The organism is Nocardioides mangrovi, from assembly GCF_020073815.1.
GTDB classification, from domain to species: domain Bacteria; phylum Actinomycetota; class Actinomycetes; order Propionibacteriales; family Nocardioidaceae; genus Nocardioides; species Nocardioides mangrovi.
In genome coordinates this window covers 53237-70652 of the sequence record NZ_JAIQZJ010000011.1, presented here as the reverse complement: position 1 = coordinate 70652, position 17416 = coordinate 53237, and the positions used below count along the sequence as shown (strand labels likewise).

Here is a 17416-nt window from a genome sequence, read left to right as displayed (position 1 = left end):
TGGCCCATGTCCGTGATGCAGAGCCTCAAGCCGGGCGGCCGCAACGGGGTACCGGCCTCGGAGTCCCGCGACCCGATCGGGTACGCCGTCGCCGCCCTCGGCCGCCTCGCCCAGAGCGACCTCCTCGACCGCCTCGGGCTGCGCAAGCAGACCGAGCAGGCGGTCTTCACCACGACCCGCAGCGGCTTCAAGACCATCACCGCGGCCGGTCGCACCTTCGCCAAGAAGGGCAAGAGGGGCGCCCCCGGCACCCGTCCGACCGACGCGCCCCGCTCCGGCGTCTTCGACCTCACCCCGACCGAGGACGAGCAGATGCTCGTCGACGTGGTCACCGAGCTCGCGACCGAGGTCTTCCGTCCGGTCGCGGCCGACGCCGACGACGCGTGCGCGGCGCCTGCCGAGGTGCTCGCCGCCGGCCAGGAGGTCGGCCTGCCGATCCTCGGGCTGCCCGAGTCGCTCGGCGGCATCGCCGACGAGCGGTCCGCCGTCGCCGGCGTCCTGGTGGCCGAGGCGCTCGCAAGGGGCGACCTCGGCCTCGCCGTCGCCGCCCTGGCGCCCGGCTCGGTCGCGACCGCGATCGGCCTCTGGGGCACCGACGCCCAGCAGCAGACCTACCTCCCGGCCTTCACCGGCGAGGGTGAGGACGCGGCCGTGGCCGCCCTGGCGCTGGCCGAGCCCGCGGTCCTATACGACGCGATGACCCCCGCCACGACCGCGACCCGCACCGACGACGGCTACGTCCTCTCGGGTGTGAAGTCGGCCGTCCCGCGCGGCGCCGAGGCCGAGGTGTTCGTCGTCGGCGCCCAGCTCGACGGCCACCCGGTCCTCTTCCTCGTCGAGTCCGGCACGCCGGGACTGGAGGTCGTCGCCGACCCCGGGATGGGTGTGCGCGCCGCCGGTCTGACCCGCCTCGAGCTCACCGACGTCCGGGTCCCGGCCGACGCGGTCCTCGGCGACACCGACGGGTCGACGTACGCCGCCTGCGTGCGCCTCTCCCGCCTCGCCTGGTGCGCGCTGGCTGTGGGCGTCGGCCAGGCCGTGCTCGACTACGTGACGCCGTACGTCAAGGAGCGTCAGGCGTTCGGCGAGCCCGTCGCCCACCGCCAGTCCGTGGCGTTCATGGTCGCCGACATCGCGATCGAGCTGCAGGCGATGCGCCTGCTGACCTGGAAGGCCGCGTCCCGCGTGGCCGCCGGCAAGGACGCGACCCGCGAGGTGGCGCTGGCGCGCAAGCTGTGCGCCGACAAGGGCATGCGGATCGGGCTCGACGGCGTGCAGCTGCTCGGCGGGCACGGGTTCGTGAAGGAGCACCCGGTGGAGCGGTGGTACCGCGACCTCCGGGCCATCGGCGTCATGGAAGGCGGTGTCCTCGTATGAGCATCTCGCTCGACGACCCGAAGAAGTTCAAGCCGCTCGTCGGCCAGGCCCACCAGGTCGCGATGAACATGCTGCGACCGATCTCCCGCAAGTACGACAAGGCCGAGCACGAGTACCCCAAGGAGCTCGACATGCTCGCCGCCATGATCGACGGGCTCTCCGAGTCCGGCGCGAGCGAGGGCGCCGGCGCCGCCGGCGTGAAGCGCGACGACAAGGCCGGCGACGACGGCTCCGTCAAGAACGGCACCAACCTCGCGTCGGTCATGTCGATCGCCGAGATGTGCTGGGGCGACGTCGGCCTGCTGCTCTCGATGCCGCGCCAGGGGCTCGGCAACTCCGCCATCGCCTCGGTCGCCGACGAGGAGCAGCACGACCGCTTCGACGGCGTCTGGGCCTCGATGGCGATCACCGAGCCCGGCACCGGCTCCGACTCCGCCAACATCCGGACGACGGCCGTGCTGGACGGCGACCACTACGTGCTCAACGGCGAGAAGATCTTCGTGACCTCCGGCGACCGCTCGGACGCGGTGGTCGTCTGGGCGACGCTCGACAAGGACCTCGGCCGCGCGGCGATCAAGTCGTTCGTGGTGCCCAAGGGCACACCCGGCATGACCGTCGAGCGGCTCGAGCACAAGCTCGGCATCAAGGCCTCCGACACCGCGACGATCCGCTTCGAGGACTGCCGGGTGCCCGCCGAGAACCTCCTCGGCTCGCCCGAGATCGACGTGAAGCAGGGCTTCGCCGGTGCGATGGCCACCTTCGACAACACCCGCCCGCTGGTGGCGTCGATGGCGGTCGGCTGCGCCCGCGCCGCGCTCGACCTGACCCGCGAGCTGCTGGAGAAGGCCGGCGTCGAGGTCGACTACGACCGACCGGCGCAGGTGCAGCACGCCGCGGCTGCCAAGTTCCTGCAGATGGAGGCGGACTGGGAGGCGGCGTACCTCCTGATGCTCCAGGCGGCGTGGATGGCCGACAACCGGCAGCCCAACTCGCTGGAGGCCTCGATGGCCAAGGCGAAGGCCGGCCGGGTCGGCTCCGACATCACGCTCTCGTGCGTGGAGCTGGCCGGGACGGTCGGCTACAGCGAGGGCGAGCTGCTGGAGAAGTGGTCGCGCGACTCCAAGATCCTCGACATCTTCGAGGGCACCCAGCAGATCCAGCTGCTCATCGTGGCCCGGCGCGTGCTCGGGCTGACGAGCGCCGAGCTCAAGTAGTCAGCGGGATCAGCCGCTCCAGGTCCTCCGGACCGTCCAGGTCCGCGAGCGCCAGGAACACCGTGTCGACGCCCCGGTCGGCCAGCGTCCCGTAGCGGTCGCGCTGCTCGGCCGGGGTGCCCGCGTGCGACCGCTCGGCGTACGTCGCCGCCTTCGTCGTGCCGCGCAGGCGCTCGACCCGGGCCCAGGTGTCGTCGCGGTCCAGGCCGATGGTCGGCAGGTCGAGGACGGTCACCCGCACGTCGGTGCCCTCGGTTGCAGCAAGCGCGCGGTCGACGAGCTCGGTGCGGACGTTGACCGCGTCCCCGAGGCGGGCGCCGATCCGCAGGGTGCGCGCGCCCGACCCGCCCACGACGATCGGGATGTCGTGCGCTGGCCTCGGGTAGCAGGTGGTCTCCGGCAGGTCGCCGGACGCCTTGGTGCCGGGAGCCCAGAGCGCCCGCATGGTCGCGATGCCCGTCTCGAGGTCGTCCAGGCGCTCCCGGGGTGGTGGGAAGGGCACGCCGTACGCCGCGTGCTCCCGCGCCCACCAGCCGGCGCCGACGCCCACGAACGCGCGGCCTCCGCTGAGCGCGTCGAGCGTGGCGGCCGCCTTGGCGGTGATCCCCGGCGGACGGAGGGTCACCGGCGTCACGAGTGTCCCGAGGTCGAGCCCGGTGTCCAGGCCGGCGAGCAGCCCGAGCGTCACCCAGGGCTCGGGAATCGGCTCCCAGGCGCGCCCGACCTGCGGGATCTGGATGAGGTGGTCCATCAGCGCCAGTCCCGCGAAGCCGGCCTCGTCGGCGGCGAGCGCGATCCCGCTCAGCCACGCCGCCGGATCCTCGCGCCACGGGAAGCGCCCGACCTGCAGGACGAACCGGAGCCCCTGGCTGTTGCGCCGCTGCGCCACCGCGGTCGTGCTGCCCACAGGGCGCTGGGGCGCCCCCTCAGCAGCACGACCCGGCTCGGAGAGGCGGTGGACGGCGTCCCAGCCTTCGAGGTCGAGCGCGGTGGCGACGGCGGCGACCTTGCGGAGCTGTCCGGCGAGCACCTGCGCCGGCACCGGGCGGTCCCGACCGCGGTTGCGTTCCCGGCACAGGTCCGAGGGCGTGTCGAGGTGGACGACCAGGGCCGGCAGGCCGGCGGCGCGCGCGGCCGCGAGCCACGCCGTACGCCGCTCCTGGTCGAGCCCGAGCGTGTCGACCACGGTGGTGAGGCCGCGACCGAGCCGGGCAGCGACGATCCGCTCGAGCAGGTCGAAGGCGTCCGCGGACGCGTCCAGGTCGTGCGGTCCGCTGCCGACCACGCCGCGCAGGGCGTCGGAGGAGACGATCTCGTCGCGCCGGTAGCGCGCCTCCGCCCAGGTCGACTTGCCGGACCCCGAGGCGCCGACCAGGACGACCAGCGCCGGGTCGGGGAGCCGCTCGGTCGTCAGTCCTCCTGCTTCCGGGGCGGCAGCTTGGCGCTGGGCGTGGACTTCTTGGCCGGCGCCTTCTTCGCAGCCGCCTTCTTCGCGGGCGGAGCCTTGGTGGCGGGGGCCTTCTTGGCCACCACCTTCGCCACCTCGGTGGGACTGGGCGCCGGAGGCTCCGCGGCGGTCACGGGCACGGGTGCGGGCGGCGCCGGCTTCGCGGGCGGAGCGGACGGGGGCGGCGTGCCCTTGCCGCCGCGGTCGTGGACGACGCGGGTCACCTGCTCGACGACCTGGCCGACGACGGCGCGACCGATGGCGATCGTCCCCTTCGCCGTACCGACCGGGTCCTTGGCGACACCGCGGACGGTGCCGACGACGGTCTCCTGCAGCCTGTCGAACGCGCTCTTGCTCGCCATCTGGCGATTCAAGCATGCCGCCGACGCCCCTGGGCATGCTCCGTCCATGCCGGATCGGACGAGCCAGATCATCGACGTGCTGGACGAGGCGTTCGCGCCGCTGGTGGCGGCGGACCCCGCGGCGTTCCGGGGCAAGTACCGCACGATGGCCTCGGACCCGCACGCCTTCTTCCGGGGGACGGCGTGCCTCTACTACGCCGACGTCACCGCCGACGCGGACCCTTTCTGCGACGAGCGGAGCGGCCGGATCTGGATCCACGGCGACCTCCACGTCGAGAACTTCGGGACCTACCTCAACGCCGACGGCCGTCTGGTCTTCGACGTCAACGACTTCGACGAGGCCTACCTGGGCCGCTTCACCTGGGACCTGCAGCGGTTCGCGGCCTCGCTGGCGCTGGTGGGCTGGCAGAAGGCGCTGCCCGAGGACGACGTACGCCGTCTCATCGGCCGCTACCTGCGGTCCTACCTCGCGCAGGTCGACGACTACCGCCGCTCCGACGAGGACGACTACGCCCTGCGGCTGGACAACACCGACGGGCCGATCCACGACGCGCTCGTGGAGGCCCGCGGGCAGCGCCGGGCCGAGCAGCTCGATGGCATCACCGTGGTGGAGGACGGTGCGCGGCGCTTCACGGAGGGTGGCGGGGCACGCCGCCTCGGCAAGCGGGAGCGGGCGAGGGTCGAGCGCGCCTTCGCGGCCTACCTGGACACCATCCCGGACACGAAGCGCTTCGACCGGGACCTCTTCTACGAGCTGCGGGACGTGGTCGGCCGCAGTGGCTTCGGCATCGGCAGCGCCGGGCTGCCGGCCTACAACCTGCTCGTCGAGGGCTTCAGCCAGGCCCTCGACAACGACGTCGTGCTGACCATGAAGCAGGCCAACGTCCCCGCGGTCAGCCGCTTCGTGGACAGTGCGGCCGTCGAGCGCTACTTCGACCACGAGGGACACCGGACCGTGGTCAGCCAGCGCGCGCTGCAGGTGCACACCGACCCGCTGCTCGGGCACACCGACATCGACGGCGTCGGCTACGTCGTCGCCGAGCTCTCGCCGTACGAGATCGATCTCGACTGGTCGGGACTCACCGAGCCCGACGACATCGCGTCGGTCGTCGACCAGCTGGGTCGGGCCACGGCCAAGATCCACTGTGCGTCCGACGAGGACAGCGACCAGGACCTCGTCGACTTCCAGGTCGAGGACGCGATCGCCGACTGCCTCGACCGGCGGCGCAAGGAGTTCATCGCCTGGGTGACCGACTTCGGCATCAGCTATGCCGACCGGGTCCGCGAGGACCACGCCCTCTTCGTCGATGCGTTCCGGGAGGGGCGGATCGGCGTCTCCGCGACCTGAGCGCCCCCAGGGGGTGGATTGGTCACCAACCTGCTCTCGGAGCGCTCCCAGGAGGGGGTTGGTGACCAATCCCGCCCGTACGGCGAGCGGTCAGTCGACCAGCCCGGCGGCCGCGGACGGCGGCGCGAGCAGGTGGGCGGGGGAACGGAACCCGGCCGCGGCGAAGGCGGTGTCGATGGCCCGGGCGACGGCCTCGACCCGCTCGACCGGCACCAGCGAGATCGACGAGCCGCCGAACCCGCCGCCGGTCATCCGCGCCCCGATCGCGCCGGCCTCGACGGCGGTGTCGACGGCCAGGTCGAGCTCGGGGCAGGAGATCTCGAAGTCGTCGCGCATCGAGACGTGGGACCGGGCGAAGAGCCCACCGACGGCCGTCCAGTCGCCCGCCTCGACGGCCGCGACCGCCTCCGTCACCCGGCCGATCTCCGAGACCACGTGGGCGGCCCGGCGCCGGACCCGGTCGTCGGTCAGGGTCGCGACCTGCTCCGCGGTGGCCGCCCGCAGCGACGGCAGCCCGAGCTCCGACGCCGCCTGCTCGCAGTCGGCCCGGCGCGCGCCGTACCCACCGTCGACGAGGGCGTGCGAGACCCGGGTGTCGGTGACCAGCAGCGCCAGCCCGGCGCCGGCGAGGTCCAGCGGCACGTCCCGGCTCTCGCCGGAGTCGAAGTCGATCAGCAGTGCCGCGTCCCGCGAGGCGAGCATCGACACCGTCTGGTCCATCCCGCCGGTCGGCGCGCCGGCGACCTCGGTCTCCGCGCGGATGCAGGCGTCGATGACGGTGCGCCGGTCGAGCTCGACGTCGGCCAGCGCGCAGGCCGCGACCGCCACCGAGCACTCGAGCGCCGCCGAGGAGGACAGGCCCGCGCCGAGCGGGACGGTCCCGTGGACCAGCAGGTCCAGCCCCGGTACGTCGATCCCGGCCTCGCGCAGCGCCCAGATGGCACCGGCGGCGTACGCGGCCCAGCCGGTCGTCGCTTCGAGGTCGTCGAGGGTCCCGGCCCAGGGCTCGTCCTGCTCGCGGCTGGCGATCCGCACGCGGTCGTCGGTCCGCGGCAGCACCGCCGCGTAGGTGGCGTGGGGGAGCGCCACGGGCAGCACCAGCCCGCGGTTGTAGTCCGTGTGCTCGCCGATCAGGTTGACCCGGCCCGGCGCTCGCGCGACGACCGCGGGCGGCGCGGCGTACGCCGACGCGAACGCGGCCCGCACCTCCTCGAGGAGCGCGGCGGGGTCTCCGGGAGCGACGAAGGAGGAGGACGGCACGTCAGGAACCGTAGACTGCTCTGACGTGCAGTTCCTCGACGGCCCCTCGCCGACCCACGACCTGACCTACGACGACGTCTTCATGGTGCCGCGGCACTCCGCGGTCGCGAGCCGCTACGACGTCGACCTCGCCACCAACGACGGCACGGGCGCCACCCTGCCGCTCGTCGTGGCGAACATGACCGCGATCGCCGGCAAGCGGATGGCCGAGACCATCGCGCGCCGCGGCGGCCTGACGGTGATCCCGCAGGACATCCCCGTGCCGGTGGTGGCCGAGGTCGTGCGCTTCGTGAAGTCGCGCGACCTGGTCTTCGACACCCCGATCGCCCTCACTCCGCACCAGACGGTCGCCGAGGCGTTGGCACTGATCCCCAAGCGCGCCCACCGCGCGGCCGTGGTGGTGGACGGCGGGAAGCCCGTCGGCGTCGTCTCCGAGGCGGACTGCGCAGAGGTGGACCGCTTCGCCCAGGTCCGCGACGTGATGCAGCCGCCCGCAGTGCTGGTGCCCTCGACGACCGACCCGCGCGCCGTCTTCGACGCCCTCGACGACGCCCACGCCGCGCTGGCGGTCGCCGTCGACCGCGATGGGGACCTGGTCGGGGTGCTCACCCGCACCGGCGCCCTGCGCGCGACGCTCTACGCCCCGGCGGTCGACCCGACCGGCGGCCTGCGCATCGCCGCCGCGGTGGGCGTCAACGGCGACGTGGCGCAGAAGGCGAAGGAGCTCCTCGAGGCCGGCGTCGACTGCCTCGTCGTCGACACCGCCCACGGTCACCAGGACCGCATGCTGGAGGCGCTGCGCGCCGTACGCGCCCTCGACCCGCAGGTGCCGGTCGTAGCCGGCAACGTGGTCTCCGCCGACGGCACCCGTGCCCTGATCGAGGCCGGCGCCTCCATCGTCAAGGTCGGCGTCGGGCCCGGGGCGATGTGCACGACCCGGATGATGACCGGCGTCGGCCGTCCGCAGTTCTCCGCGGTGCTCGAGTGCGCCGCCGCGGCCGCCGAGCTGGGCAAGCACGTCTGGGCCGACGGCGGCGTGCGCCACCCGCGCGACGTCGCGCTGGCGCTGGCCGCCGGCGCGTCGTCGGTGATGATCGGCTCCTGGTTCGCCGGCACGCACGAGTCGCCCGGCGACCTGATGCGCGACTCCGACGGCCGCTCCTACAAGGTCTCCTTCGGCATGGCCTCCGCCCGCGCGGTGGCCAACCGGACGAGCACGGAGTCGGCGTACGACCGGGCCCGGAAGGGCCTCTACGAGGAGGGCATCTCCTCCTCGCGGATGTACCTCGACCCCGCGCGTCCCGGAGTCGAGGACCTCATCGACCAGATCTGCTCGGGGGTCCGCTCGGCCTGCACGTACGCCGGTGCCGCCTCGCTCGCGGAGCTCCACGAGCGGGCGGTCATCGGCGTTCAGTCGACCGCGGGCTTCACCGAGGGTCGTCCGCTGTCGACGAGCTGGACGTAGCGGGATCCCGGTCCACGGCGATGACGAAGTCGTCGCCGTGCTCGGTGACGCCCGTGACGACGGCCTGCTCGACCGCCTCCGCGGCGTACCGGCGCCGCACCATCATCGGGTCGGAGCGCAGGTCCTTCACCAGCGAGACGGCCAGGCCGATCATCACCAGCACGAAGGGCAGCGCGGCCACGATGGTGATGGTCTGCAGCCCGGTCAGCGCGTCCGAGCCGCCGACGAGCAGCATCACCGCGGCGACGGCTCCGGTGGCGACGCCCCAGAAGATCACGGTCTTCCGCGACGGCTCGAGCGTCCCGCGCTCGGAGAGGGTGCCCATCACGATCGACGCGGCGTCGGCGCCGGAGACGAAGAAGATCGCGACCAGCACCATCACCACGACGCTGGCGATCGTCGCGACCGGGTAGGCCTCGAGGGTGCTGAACAGCTGCGACTCGATGCCGCCGGCACCGGCGATGTCCGTGCCGCCCTGCTGCTGGTCGATGGCGGCGCCGCCGAAGATGCAGAACCAGACGAGGCTGACCAGGCTCGGCACCAGCAGGACGCCGCTGACGAACTGGCGGATCGTCCGCCCACGGGAGATCCGGGCGATGAACATGCCGACGAACGGGGTCCACGAGATCCACCACGCCCAGTAGAAGACGGTCCACGACTCGAGCCAGGCGTTGGTCTTGTCGCCCTCGGCGCCGGTGCGCGCGGACATCATGGCGAGGTCCTGGAAGTAGCTGCCGATCGAGGTGGGCACCAGGTTGAGGATGAAGACGGTCGGGCCGACGACGAAGACGAAGACGGCCAGCGCGAGCGCCAGGACCATGTTGACGTTCGAGAGGATCTGGATCCCCTTGGCGACGCCGGAGACGGCCGAGAGGATGAACGCGACGGTGAGGACGGCGATGATCCCGACCAGGACGCCGTTGCCGACCTTCCCGATGCCACCGACGATCTCCAGGCCGCTCTGGATCTGGAGCGCGCCGAGGCCGAGGGACGCGGCGGAGCCGAAGAGCGTGGCGAAGATCGCCAGCATGTCGATCACCTTGCCCCACGCGCCGTTGGCCCGCTTGCCGAGCAACGGCTCGAACGCCGCGGAGATCAGCTGGAGCCGGCCCTTGCGGTAGGTGCCGTAGGCGATGGCCAGGCCGACGACGGCGTAGATCGCCCAGGGGTGCAGCGTCCAGTGGAAGAGGGTGGTGGCCATCGCGTGCTGGACGGCCTCCGGGTTGCCCGCCTCGCCGGTGCCCGGCGGCGGGGTGGCGAAGTGGGTGATCGGCTCGCTGACGCCGTAGAACATGAGCCCGATGCCCATGCCGGCGCTGAACATCATCGCCACCCAGGAGACCGTCTTGAACTCCGGCTCCTCGTCGTCCCGGCCGAGCGGGATGTTGCCGAAGCGGCTCGCCGCCAGCCAGATCACGAAGACCACGAAGGCGCTCGCGGTGGTCACGAAGAGCCAGCCGGTGTCCTCCATGACCCAGGTGAGGGCGTTGCCGGAGGCGGTCGCGAGCGAGTCGGTGCTGAGGAAGCCCCAGACCAGGAAGCCGACGGCGATCGCGGCGGTGACGCCGAAGACGACCCGGTCGACCCCGGGACGGTCGGGGACCGCCTCCTCGATCACCGGCTCGAGGGCCGGGTGGGTGTCAGCGGGGTCCGGGGAGCGCCCCGGGGAGTGGGTGTGCGGTGGACGGTCTGCCTGCAGAGTCACCGGGTACCCCTACCCGGGGCGCTCGGCGGGCGAAACCCGTGAGCCCGCTCACCCCCGGGAGCTGCGCTCCGTGCGGCCGCGGACGATCCCGATGAAGCGCTGCACCCACGGGTCCTCGTTGTCGACCAACCACGCCAGCCCGACCTTCGTCGGCTCGAGGTCGGTGACGACGCGGTAGGTGACGTCCTTGCGGTGGTGCAGCCGCGCGATCGACATCGGTACGACGGCCACGCCGGTGCCCGAGGCGACCACCTCGACGGCATCCTTGACCGACATGGGGGGCCAGGCCAGCTGGTCGACGTCCGGGGTCCAGCCGGACCGCTCCGGCAGCACCAGCTGCTCCTCGGTGAGGTCGGCGGTCGTGACCTCCTCGGCGAGCGTCAGCAGGTGCTCGGCGCCCATCACCGCCACGGGCAGCTCGTCGTACAGCGGGATGCAGTGGAGCCCGTCGCGGTCGACCGGCAGCCGGACCAGCGCCATGTCGAGGGTGCCTTCGCGGACCCGGTGCTCCTGCTCCTCCTCGGCCAGCGGTACGAGCTCGAGCGGGTCGCGGGAGTAGCGCTCCCGCCAGGTCCGCGCCCACTTGTCGGGGGTCGCCCCGGTGACGAAGCCGACCCGGAAGTGGCCGAAGGCCTCGCTCACCCGATCACGCGGTCTTCGAGCGCGCGGCCACCGCACGCCAGATCGCGGTCACGATGACCGCGCCGATCAGCGAGCCGATGATGCCGCTGGCGCGGAGCTCGATCCCGTCACCCGCGATCAGGCTGAAGAGCAGGCCACCCACGAAGGAGCCGACCAGGCCGGCGACGATCGCCATGGTCCAGTCGATGCTGCCGCCGTCACGGCCCAGGATGAGCTGCGCGCCGGCGCCGATGAGCATGCCGAAGAGGATGAGACCCAGGATGAGCATGGCCAGATCCTAGAGGGCGACGGCGGCCCGGGTGGTCACCCGGTTTCTCCGAACTGCTCGACCCGGATGGTGTCGGTGCGCAGCCCGGCCTCGCCGAGCAGGCGGGTGGCGTACGACGCGAAGCCGACCGACCCGCAGACGTAGCCGCGCTCGGCGCCCGCGACGAGCGGCACGACCTCCTCCGGGTACGGCGGGGCCGCGACCCGGTCACCGAGGTTCTGCCGGGTGAGGGCGATGAAGGCGCCGTACTTCTCGAGCTCGGCGGCGTAGGGCAGGTCGTCCCAGGTGCGGGCCACGGCGATGATGCGGAGCTGGTCCTGCAGGCCCATCCGGCGCGCGTAGCGGGCCATCGCCACGAGCGGCACGACACCCGAGCCGCCCGCGATCGCCACTGCGGGCACGTCGCCCTCCCAGACGAACCATCCGCCGATCGGGCCGCGCAGCTCGAGGACGTCGCCGACCTCGGCGACGTCGTGGAGGAAGCCGGACACCTCGCCACCGGGCAGGCACTCGACCATCAGCTCCAGGAGCGGGTCGTCGGGGTCGGAGGCGATCGAGTAGGAGCGCTGGGCGGTGTAGTCGTCGGGCGCGCGCAGGCGCACGACGTAGTGCTGGCCCGGCAGGTGGTCGACGCGGTCCTCGACGTGGAAGCGCAGCCGGACCAGCCGGTCGGTGGGGTGGTCGAGCTCGATGATGGTCCCGGTCGTCCAGTCGCCGGCCGGGGCGCCACCGGCGGCCGCAGCCGTCACGGATCGCCCTGGTAGCGCTGCTCGAGCCACGGGTCCCCGCGGTCGTGGTAGCCGTTCTGCTCCCAGAAGCCCGGACGGTCCCGCTCCATCAGCTCGAGCCGGGTCACCCACTTCGCGGACTTCCAGAAGTAGAGGTGCGGCACGAGCAGCCGCACCGGGCCGCCGTGGCCGCGAGGGAGCGGCTTGCCGTCGACCTCCCAGACCACCCAGGCCTTGCCGCCGGTGAGGTCCTCGAGCGGCAGGTTGGTGGTGTAGCCGGTGGTCGAGTGGGCCATCACGAAGCGGGCCTCGGGCTTCGGGCGGGCCACCTCCAGCAGGGTGTCGACGCTGACGCCGGTGAAGGTCATGTCGAACTTCGACCAGGTGGTGACGCAGTGGATGTCGCCGAAGTACGTCGAGGACGGCAGCGCGTGCGCCTCCCGCCACGACCAGCTGTGGGGCTGCTCGACCAGACCGTCGACGGTCATCTGCCACCGCTCGACGTCGAGGTCGGGCGTCGCCTCGGCGGTCAGCGTGGGCCAGGAGCTGCCGGTGTCGTACTGCCCCGGGGGCAGCCGGTCCGGGCGCGACGCGCGTCGCTTGCCGAGGAAGCCGCGGGTGACTGGCACAGGAGCATCATGTCAGACACGCGGAAGTGGAACACGTTGCACTTTCGGCGGGCGTCTCGTAACTTGACGCGCGTCAACTAACCGAGGGAGGCAGGGTGGCCGAGACCCTTCAGCAGCTGCTGCGGGAGCGTGCCGAGGACGACAGCACCGGGGTGCGCCACGGCGAGCAGACCTGGACGTGGCGCGAGCACGTCGCGGAGGCGACCGCGGTCGCGTCGGCGTTGCTCGGGCTGGTCGACCCGGACCGGCCGGCGCACGTCGGCACCCTGCTCGGGAACACCCCCGACATGCTGCGCGCCATGGCCGCCGCCGGCCTGGGCGGCTACACGCTCTGCGGGATCAACAACACCCGCCGCGGCGAGGGCCTGCTCAAGGACCTACGTCGATCCGAGGCCCAGCTGCTCGTCACCGACGCGGAGCACCGGCCGCTGCTCGACGGGCTCGACCTCGGCGACGTACGCGTCCTCGACACCTCGACCGAGGAATGGGCCGACCTGGTCGCCGGCGCCGGCCCGCTGACGCCGTACCGCGAGGTCGAGGCGATGGACACCTTCATGATGATCTTCACCTCGGGCACCAGCGGTGACCCCAAGGCGGTGCAGGTCAACCACCTCATGGTGCTCTTCTCCGGACTCAACCTGCAGGGCCAGTTCTCGCTCGGCCCGGACGACGTCTGCTACGTGTCGATGCCGCTCTTCCACTCCAACGCGGTCGTCGCGGGCTGGGCGCCGGCGGTGTGCGCGGGCGCGACCATCGTGCCCGCGAGGTTCAGCGCGTCGCGCTTCGTCGAGGACGTCCGCCGCTACGGCGTCACCTACATGAACTACGTCGGCAAGCCGCTCGCCTACGTGCTCGCGACGCCGGAGGCGCAGGACGACGCGACGACGTCCCTGCGGGTCGCCTTCGGCAACGAGGCGAGCGACCGCGACATCGACGAGTTCAGCCGACGGTTCGGCTGCCAGGTCGTCGACGGCTTCGGGTCGACCGAGCTCGCGATCATCATCACGCGTCAGGCAGGCACCCCGAAGGGCTCGATCGGGAAGGGCTTCGAGGGCGTGGCGATCTACAGCAACGAGACGATCACCGAGTGCGCGGTCGCGCGGTTCGACGCGACCGGTGCGCTGCTCAACGCCGACGAGGCCGTCGGCGAGCTGGTGAACACCCAGGGCGCCGGCTACTTCAGCGGCTACTACAACGACACGTCCGCCAACGACGAGCGGATGCGGCACGGGATGTACTGGTCCGGCGACCTCGCCTACAAGGACGCCGACGGCTGGATCTACCTCGCCGGCCGGACCGCGGACTGGATGCGGGTGGACGGCGAGAACCTCGCCGCTGCCCCGATCGAGCGGGTGCTCCAGCGTCTCGAGAAGGTCAACCGGGTGGCCGTCTACGCCGTCCCGGACGAGCACGTCGGCGACCAGGTGATGGCCGCGATCGTGCTCCAGGACGACGCCGAGCTGTCGCCCGTCGAGCTCGAGGACTTCCTGGCCGCGCAGGCCGACCTGTCGCCCAAGGCGTGGCCGCGGTTCGTCCGGATCGCGCCCGACCTGCCGAGCACCGCGACCAACAAGGTGCTCAAGCGCGAGCTCGCGGCCGAGGGCGCCACCCCGGGCAACGGCGAGCTCTGGGAGCGGGCACCGCGCGGGACGTCGTACGAGGTGTCGCGCAAACTGCCGGTCTGACACCGCCTCACTCGTCGTCTCCGGTTACCCTTCGGACGGGTTTCGACGGGAAGGGTGCCGGATGTCGGGATCGGTGGAGACCGTTGCGCCCTCGGCGCGCCCGGAACCGCCGGAGAACGGTCGCCACCGCGCCTCCGCCGTACGCCGCTACCGACGGGCACGCACGCTCGCCGGCGCCCTGGTCGTGACGCTGCTCGGCGCAGCCGTGCCGGGCGCCGGGTTCCTCTGGATGCGGCGCCGCATCGGGTACGTCGTGCTCGTGCCCTTCGTGGCCGGCCTCGCCGCGCTGGGCTACTACGCGCGCTCCCTGCACCGCCTCGTCGACTTCGCCTTCGACCCGACCCGGCTGCGGATCGCCGCCGTCGTGATCGGCGTCTGTCTCGCGCTGTGGGCGCTGGTCGTGGTCGGCACCTACCTCTTCGCGCGGCCGAAGGCGATGAGCCGGCTCGAGCAGGTGCTCGGCGCGCTCGTGGTGACCCTGCTCTGCATCCTGGTCGGCCTGCCCGCTGTCCAGGGCGTGCGGATCGCGACGTCCCAGGCCGACTTCGTGGCGAAGGTCTTCAACGACGAGGACACCGCGACCACCCCCACGGGTGTCACCGAGGAGGACCCGTGGGCGGGGGAGGACCGCGTCAACGTGCTGCTCCTCGGAGGGGACGGCGGCGTCGGCCGGATCGGCATCCGGACCGACTCGGTGATCCTGCTCAGCATGGACACCCGGACCGGCCGGTCGGTGATGTTCAGCCTCCCGCGCAACATGATGAACGCGCAGTTCCCTGCGGACAGCCCGCTCCACACGGTCTTCCCGGACGGCTTCCGCAGCACGGACCCGAACGCCGACGCGGGCAACTGGATGCTCAACGCCGTCTACTCCCAGGTGCCGGCGCTCTACCCGCACATCCTCGGCGACTCCGAGAACGAGGGTGCGGACGCGATCAAGCAGGCGGTTGCGGGCAGCCTCGGCACGCACGTCGACTACTACCTCCTGATCAACCTCGACGGCTTCAAGCAGCTGGTCGACGCGATCGGCGGGGTCACGGTCAACATCAACGAGCCGATCGCGATCAACGGCAACACCGACGCCGGCATCCCGCCGACCGGCTACCTCGAGCCCGGGCCCGACCAGCACCTCGACGGCTTCCACGCGCTCTGGTACTCCCGCGGCCGCTGGGGGTCCGACGACTACCAGCGGATGCTGCGCCAGCGCTGCATGGTCAACGCGATCGTCGACGCAGCCGACCCGCTCAACGTGCTGCGCCGCTACCAGGACCTCGCCAAGGCAGGGCAGGAGATCCTGCGCACGGACATCCCGCGCAAGCTGATGCCGGCCTTCGTCGACCTCGCCCTGAAGGTGAAGGAGAAGAAGATGAAGTCGGTCGCCTTCATCAGCTCCGACAAGTTCTTCTCCGGCGACCCGGACTACGCGTGGATGCAGTCGGTGGTCGCCAGGGCGACGGCGCCGCACCACGGCGGCGGTGGCGGCCAGGACGACGCCGGCAAGGCGGTCACCGTCAGCGACGCCTGCGGCTACCACCCCGTGAGCTAGCTGCCCTTGCCGGAGCCCTTCGGGGCCGGCATCCACAGCGCGGAGGTCTTCACGGTGCGCTCGACGGTGTCGCTGCCGAGGAAGACCAAGGTCACCGTGCGCTTGCCGCGAGGCAGGCCGCTCACGCTGAGCTTGGCGCGGCCGTTGGTCAGGGTGACCTCCTGACGGAAGCCGCCCTGGACCTTCACCAGCACCGCGCCGTCCACCTGCGGGACGTCGGGAGCGGTGACGTCGACCGTGAGCTTGACCCGGTGACTGAGCTTCTCGCGGGTCAGCGCCAGCTTCGGGGTCGCCTTGACACGGGTGGTCTCCAGCGAGGTCCGGACCGAGGTCTCGTAGCCCGCGCGGGTCAGGGTCACCTGCGCGGAGATCCGCGAGCCGAGGTCCAGCCCGGAGACGAAGTAGGTGTCGCCGGTCGCGTTGAGCACCGGGACGCCGTCGCGCAGCCACTGGACCTGGACGCCCGCGTCGACGGGCTTGAAGAGGCCCGGGTCGAGACGCAGCGTCTGGCCCGGCTTGGCGACGCCGAGGACGCTCGGCTCCCGGGTGACGGTGAAGGTGCCGGGGGCGACGGCGGCGGACGGGGTGGTGGTGACCACGACGTCGTCGTAGCTGTCGCGGCGCGCGGTCACGGTCGCGGTGATCTGCTGGCCGACGAGGTCGGGGCCGAGCGCGAGCGTCGCGCCGGTCGCACCGGTGATCGGCACCCCGTCGGCGTTCCACTGGACGCTGACGCTGTCCGGCGTCGGGTTCCACGCGCCCGTGTCGACGCTGAGGGTCTGGTCGACCTGCGCGACGCCGCCGAGCACCGGTGCCGTCGTGTTGGTGATCTGGCCGGGCAGGACGCTGGAGGTCGCGGCCGAGGTGACCGACGTCGTCGCGTAGCCCATCTTGGTGGCGGTGGTCTTCACGGTCATCGTGGCGCCGAGGCGGGCGCCGCCCAGCACGTACGTCGCCTGCTTGCCGCGCTTGACCGCCTTGCCGTCGGCGTACCACTGGTAGCTGACCTTGACGTCGCCGGGCTTCCAGGAGCCAGCGGTCGCGGTGAGCGTCCCGCCGACCTTGGTCGTGCCCGAGATGACCGGGGCCTTCTTGTTGACCATGGTGACGTCGTTGAAGTGGATGAAGCCGCTCGGCCAGTTGCCGCTGCTGCGGGTGATCACGGCCCACGAGAAGTCGCCGCCCCAGCTGTCCTGGGAGACGATCACCTCGTCGGCGGAGACCACCTGCTCGACGTACGCGACGTGCCCGACCGAGCCCGCGGGGCCGGTGTTGGCCTTCCACCAGGCCACGGCGCCGACGGTCGGGGTGCCGTTGGTGATCTTCGGCATCGAGGTGCCCCAGTACATCGCGTTGCCGCCACCCGACCACGGACGCGTGTTGGGCAGTCCGCTGTGGACCATCCGGTACGCCGCGTAGTTGGTGCAGTTGTGGCCGGAGTACATCCGCCAGTACATCTTGTCGTTGGCCGCGGCGTAGCCCGCGTTGCCCATGCCGGCGTCCTTGCAGTCCTGGTAGCCGTAGCAGAGGTAGGAGCTGCGCGGGAAGACGGTGCGTTGGCTCGCCTTGTCGCCCTTGGTCTGCCGATGGACGAGCCCGCCCTTGGTCGCCGCCTCGGCGGCGGTCGGGGCAAGGGTCAGGAGCCCCGCCGCCAGGACGCTCACGAGGGCACAGGCGAGGGGCGCGAGCAGACGGTTCCGCAGCGGCACGGGTGGGAGTCTAGGGACAATTGTTGGCCCG

General features: G+C 72.1%; 15 protein-coding genes. 6 read left to right on the top strand and 9 right to left on the bottom strand.

Annotated features, from left to right (window positions below; all coding sequences use genetic code 11):
* The first annotated feature begins 6 nt into the window (after positions 1–6).
* Positions 7–1377 (top strand): acyl-CoA dehydrogenase family protein, encoded by a 1371-nt coding sequence (locus K8U61_RS17200; protein ID WP_224124267.1) that lies wholly within the window; start codon positions 7–9, stop codon positions 1375–1377.
* Positions 1374–2591 carry an acyl-CoA dehydrogenase family protein gene (locus K8U61_RS17195; protein ID WP_224124266.1) on the top strand — a complete coding sequence of 406 codons (1218 nt, stop codon included), beginning with the start codon at positions 1374–1376 and terminating at the stop codon, positions 2589–2591. Before K8U61_RS17200 ends, K8U61_RS17195 begins: the two co-directional genes overlap by 4 nt.
* On the opposite strand, the gene K8U61_RS17190 is transcribed toward K8U61_RS17195, so the two are convergent.
* Entirely contained in the window at positions 2584–3966 is a 1383-nt protein-coding gene (locus K8U61_RS17190; protein ID WP_224124412.1) for an LLM class flavin-dependent oxidoreductase, read from the bottom strand. The two genes, K8U61_RS17195 and K8U61_RS17190, sit on opposite strands and share 8 nt — an antisense overlap.
* Positions 3967–4001: 35 nt before the next feature.
* Positions 4002–4400, bottom strand: coding sequence for a hypothetical protein (locus tag K8U61_RS17185; RefSeq protein WP_224124413.1), 399 nt, complete (start codon positions 4398–4400; stop codon positions 4002–4004).
* A gap of 46 nt (positions 4401–4446) precedes the next feature.
* Here K8U61_RS17185 and K8U61_RS17180 point away from each other — a divergent pair, with 46 nt between their 5' ends.
* A complete protein-coding gene (locus tag K8U61_RS17180; protein WP_224124265.1) occupies positions 4447–5748 on the top strand; it encodes a DUF2252 domain-containing protein in 1302 nt (433 codons plus the stop codon).
* Between the two features lie 90 nt (positions 5749–5838).
* Here the strand turns inward: K8U61_RS17180 and galK are convergent, their stop codons facing one another.
* A complete protein-coding gene (galK, locus tag K8U61_RS17175; RefSeq protein ID WP_224124264.1) occupies positions 5839–7008 on the bottom strand; it encodes a galactokinase in 1170 nt (389 codons plus the stop codon).
* A gap of 25 nt (positions 7009–7033) precedes the next feature.
* On the opposite strand from galK, the gene K8U61_RS17170 reads away from it, so the two are divergent.
* Positions 7034–8473: a GuaB1 family IMP dehydrogenase-related protein gene (locus K8U61_RS17170; protein WP_224124263.1), complete on the top strand. Its 1440-nt coding sequence runs from the start codon at positions 7034–7036 to the stop codon at positions 8471–8473.
* On the opposite strand, the gene K8U61_RS17165 is transcribed toward K8U61_RS17170, so the two are convergent.
* From K8U61_RS17165 to K8U61_RS17145, 5 genes are read right to left on the bottom strand one after another with little or no spacing between them, the layout of a single operon-like run.
* Positions 8436–10178: a BCCT family transporter gene (locus tag K8U61_RS17165; protein WP_372454284.1), complete on the bottom strand. Its 1743-nt coding sequence runs from the start codon at positions 10176–10178 to the stop codon at positions 8436–8438. The genes K8U61_RS17170 and K8U61_RS17165 overlap by 38 nt on opposite strands.
* A gap of 48 nt (positions 10179–10226) precedes the next feature.
* Positions 10227–10820, bottom strand: coding sequence for a LysR family substrate-binding domain-containing protein (locus K8U61_RS17160; protein ID WP_224124262.1), 594 nt, complete (start codon positions 10818–10820; stop codon positions 10227–10229).
* Positions 10821–10824: 4 nt separating this feature from the next.
* Positions 10825–11088, bottom strand: coding sequence for a GlsB/YeaQ/YmgE family stress response membrane protein (locus tag K8U61_RS17155; protein WP_224124261.1), 264 nt, complete (start codon positions 11086–11088; stop codon positions 10825–10827).
* Between the two features lie 35 nt (positions 11089–11123).
* On the bottom strand, positions 11124–11837 hold the full coding sequence (locus K8U61_RS17150) for an FAD-binding oxidoreductase (RefSeq protein WP_224124260.1): 714 nt from the start codon (positions 11835–11837) through the stop codon (positions 11124–11126).
* Positions 11834–12445, bottom strand: a complete 612-nt coding sequence (locus K8U61_RS17145) for a sulfite oxidase-like oxidoreductase (protein WP_224124259.1) — start codon at positions 12443–12445, stop codon at positions 11834–11836. The genes K8U61_RS17150 and K8U61_RS17145 overlap by 4 nt, the downstream gene beginning before the upstream one ends.
* Positions 12446–12540: 95 nt before the next feature.
* Here K8U61_RS17145 and fadD1 point away from each other — a divergent pair, with 95 nt between their 5' ends.
* Both fadD1 and K8U61_RS17135 read left to right on the top strand, forming a co-directional pair.
* Positions 12541–14130: a fatty-acid--CoA ligase FadD1 gene (gene fadD1, locus K8U61_RS17140; protein WP_224124258.1), complete on the top strand. Its 1590-nt coding sequence runs from the start codon at positions 12541–12543 to the stop codon at positions 14128–14130.
* Positions 14131–14191: 61 nt separating this feature from the next.
* Complete coding sequence (locus K8U61_RS17135; protein WP_224124257.1) at positions 14192–15676, top strand: LCP family glycopolymer transferase; 1485 nt, start codon at positions 14192–14194, stop codon at positions 15674–15676.
* Here the strand turns inward: K8U61_RS17135 and K8U61_RS17130 are convergent.
* The gene (locus tag K8U61_RS17130; protein ID WP_224124256.1) at positions 15673–17385 is read right to left on the bottom strand and encodes a CHAP domain-containing protein; all 1713 of its coding nucleotides are present in this window, start codon (positions 17383–17385) and stop codon (positions 15673–15675) included. The genes K8U61_RS17135 and K8U61_RS17130 overlap by 4 nt on opposite strands.
* Between the last annotated feature and the right edge of the window lie 31 nt (positions 17386–17416).